General features: G+C 33.2%; 2 protein-coding genes and 1 pseudogene. 2 read left to right on the top strand and 1 reads right to left on the bottom strand.

Translation table 11 applies throughout. From position 1 onward, the window contains the following. The first annotated feature begins 791 nt into the window (after positions 1–791). Positions 792–1,885: pseudogene (locus A3SG_RS20395) on the top strand (alkene reductase). Positions 1,886–2,111: 226 nt separating this feature from the next. After that, positions 2,112–3,167 carry an NAD(P)-dependent alcohol dehydrogenase gene (locus A3SG_RS0117870; protein WP_016991359.1) on the top strand — a complete coding sequence of 352 codons (1,056 nt, stop codon included), beginning with the start codon at positions 2,112–2,114 and terminating at the stop codon, positions 3,165–3,167. A 144-nt stretch (positions 3,168–3,311) separates the two neighbouring features. Here A3SG_RS0117870 and A3SG_RS20390 read toward each other — a convergent pair. Then, positions 3,312–3,812: sterol desaturase family protein (locus A3SG_RS20390; RefSeq protein ID WP_016991358.1), on the bottom strand; the 501-nt coding region annotated here is incomplete at its 5' end.

The raw sequence follows: 3,812 nt of genomic DNA, 5'->3' as shown, positions 1-3,812 counted from the left end.
TCGTACTTAAATAAGTAATTTAATTTTTTTATAGTATAATTTAAAAAACAGCATACTAAATTTAATTTAGATGCTGTTTTTGTTTGTAGCAACTTACCGAATTCATTAAGTAAAAGCAACGCCTATTTTTGTTACGGTTTTTAATTATTGTACTTTCATTTTATGGTTTGTAAATTCATATCGATTTAAAAATCTAAAAAAACCATTACTTTCTAAGGGAAAAAAAGATATGATAGTACGAATAGCTTATTCTTAAAGCTGTAATTTAAAAAGTATTTTTTCCTTAATAGTGCCACATTTGAACTGATACCTGTTGCAGAAAATACTTTTTAGCTTTAGAAGGTCTTTTGTTATTCATTCATTTTATCCAAGAATAGAGAAAGGAAAATAAAAATAATTCGTTTCTGGAAGGAAAGAAAGAGTGAAAATAATACCGATTGTACATTCAATATAGTCCACTTATATTGTACTACTTTCATATTACATCGGTATTATACTAAAACGAATTTAGACTAAAACATAAACTCGTTTGGTATTATAACACAACTAAACGGTGGAAATATAAATCATAAATATTTTGTTGCAAAATGTTACATTAAATTCTATTCCATCTCCTAGAACATAAAATAGTATTAAAAGTATCACCTTCCCAACTAGCTTCAAGCCACCCCCGAAAAATTAAGCGGGATTAGCAAAAAAATAGTTAAATATATCCTAATTGATAATGGTTAGCAATATTGCTGTTATATTATCGTAAGTTTGTGATTATAAACTATTTACAATATATTTATATGAGTAAACAAAACCTATTAACACCATTTAACAAAAATATTATCCTTAGAAACCGAGTAATAATGGCACCTATGACTCGCGGTAGAGCAGATAATGAAGGCAACGTGCCAACTGATGAGCTACATGGTTTGTATTACGAGCAACGTGCTTCAGCAGGTTTAATTATTACAGAAGGCTCACAAGTATCTAAGGATGCTATAGGGTACATTAATACCGCTGGTATCCATACTGATGAGCAAGTAGAAGGGTGGAAAAAAGTAACCAAACGCGTACATGATAAAGGGGGAAAATATTTATTCAATTGTGGCATGTAGGACGTATGTCTCATCCCGATTTTCATAATGGAGCATTACCATTATCTGCTTCAGCCATAAATCCTAACGATAAGTCATTTACTCCAGAAGGATTTAAAGTTACTGTTACGCCAAGGGAAATGACCGTTGAAGATATTAAGACTACAATTAAAGATTTTCAAAATGCAGCTATAAACGCAATAAAAGCAGGATTTGATGGAGTAGAAATACATTCCTCTAATGGTTATTTGTTTCAGCAGTTCTTTAACGGAACGTCTAATCACAGAACGGATGAATATGGTGGAAGTATTGAAAATAAAGCTCGTTTGTTTTTTGAAGTTCTAGACGCGGTTAAAGATGTTATTCAAGAGGAAAAAATCGGAGCCCGTTTTAATCCCTCATTGAGTGGTCCATTTGGAACAACCATGGATGAAGAAACAATACCAACATTTGAATACATTATTAAAAAATTAAATGATTATAAATTAGCATACATTCATCTTTCGGAGCCATTTACAGATGTTTCAGAAATACCATATGCAGTTACAGAAATAGCGAAGCATTTCCGTCCCTTATATAATGGAACATTAATGATTAATGCTGCGTTTGATCAAGAAACAGGAAATAAAGTAATCGAAGACGGAGATGCAGATTTGGTAGCTTACGGAAAGCCGTACATTGCTAATCCAGATTTAGTATAACGTTTTGAAAATAACTTGGATTTAGCAGAAGGAGATAAAGATACATTCTACACAGGAGGAGCAAAGGGATATACAGATTATCCAAATGCTTCTAAATAAGTAACTTAATTAACAAAATAAGAAGTAAGACATAATATTCGTATTACGCTCTGCTTGAGGATGGAGACATTACAAAAATTAGTTGGCTCCTATATGGAGATTTACTAAATATTGATGTGGGACAAGTTCAGAAAGTAGTTCATGAAACTAATGAATTTTGTCATTTTATATCTGAATTATTAAGCATAAAAAATAAATTAAAACAATTTTAAAAAAACAAATTATTATGGCAACTACAACAGTAAAAGCATACGGTGCAGCAGCAGCAACAGAAGATTTAAAACCTTTAGACATTCAAAGAAGAGCAGTAGGAACAGCCGATATAAAAATTGATATCACTTATTGTGGTGTTTGTCATAGTGACATTCATGCAGTAAGAAACGATTGGAAAGGATCAAAATATCCAGTGGTACCAGGACATGAGATTATTGGTAGAGTAGTGGAGGTTGGTAATGGTGTTCACAGCCACAAAGTTGGTGATTTAGTAGGTGTAGGTTGTATGGTCGACTCTTGTCAAACTTGTTCACCATGCAAGCAAGATCTAGAGCAATTTTGCGAAAATGGAGCAACATTTACTTACAACAGCCCAGATAAACATATTGAAGGTAAAGAAACGTATGGCGGCTATTCCACTTCAGTAGTTGTAAATGAAAAATTTGTACTACGTATCCCAAAAAACTTAGATGAAGCAGGAGCTGCGCCTTTGTTATGCGCAGGTGTGACGACATTTTCACCGTTAAATCATTGGAAAGTAAAAAAAGGGGATAAAGTAGGCGTGATCGGTCTAGGCGGACTAGGCCATATGGGTGTTAAATTTGCTAATGCTATGGGAGCACACGTTGTTATGATCACCACATCACCAGAAAAAGGAAAAGATGCGAAACGTTTAGGAGCTCATGAAGTTTTAGTATCTAAAGATGAAGAGGAGATGAAGAAACACCATAATAGTTTCGATTTTATTTTAAACACCATCCCTGTAGGTCATGAAATGGATCCTTATTTAGCATTACTTAAAATTGATACAACGATGGTTTTAGTTGGCGCAGTAGAGGCTTTAAAGCCTTTTCATGGAGGAAATATTATTGCGGGGCGTAAGCGCATTGCCGGTTCTTTAATTGGCGGTATAAAAGAAACACAAGAGATGTTGGATTTTTGCGGAGAACATAATATCACCAGTGATATTGAGCTTATCGATATAAAAGATATAAATACGGCTTATGAGCGTGTAACAGATAATGATGTTAAATATAGGTTTGTAATTGACATGAAATCACTTAAATAACAATAATTTTTTTATCGCGTATTAAAAAAACAGCATCTAAAGTAATTTTAGATGCTGTTTTCTTGTTGTGGTAAACTAACCATTTAGACTGAGTTACTATTTTTTTCCCAAAAATGATTCATTTCGTAGTCTATAGAATTACGATTAGATAGTGGTTGCAGTACTATTTTCAGATGCTTTTGCCATTTCAAACCTAATTTGCTTTATAGTAAGTGTACTACCATCATGGCTCCACCCGGGAGCGGCGAAAACATACATGAACTTGTGATACCAGTTTTTTGATTTTTTCATGTCCTCCCAAATATTTTTGTATTCGTGAGTTAAAATTACAAACAGGTTGTAAGACTCTGGAGGTACAGAAACTCCGTATTTTATAGTTATGGATTCGTCTAATTCTTTCCATGTTCCAAAAAGTCTGTCAAAAACATTAAGAATACCACCGTGGTTTTTATCCATGTATTCAATATTCTGCGCGTGGTGTACCTGATGCATGGTGTGTGTATTGATAAATTTATCTATAAACCCCAATTTTTTCACATATTGTGTATGCAATTGAAATTGCCAGATGGCTTCAATACCCATGCAAACAACAAGCATTTCTGGAGGGAAACCAATAATTACAATCCAAACATAAAAAAAAGGTTT

The sequence above is a fragment of the Flavobacterium sp. ACAM 123 genome (genome assembly GCF_000264055.1).
Classification (GTDB): Bacteria; Bacteroidota; Bacteroidia; order Flavobacteriales; family Flavobacteriaceae; genus Flavobacterium.
This window is presented reverse-complemented; position numbering and strand designations above follow the sequence as displayed.

Bases quoted from the DNA above. Each gene is read 5' to 3' on its own strand.
- A3SG_RS0117870 (WP_016991359.1), top strand. From the start codon at position 2,112: ATGGCAACTACAACAGTAAAAGCATACGGTGCAGCAGCAGCAACAGAA.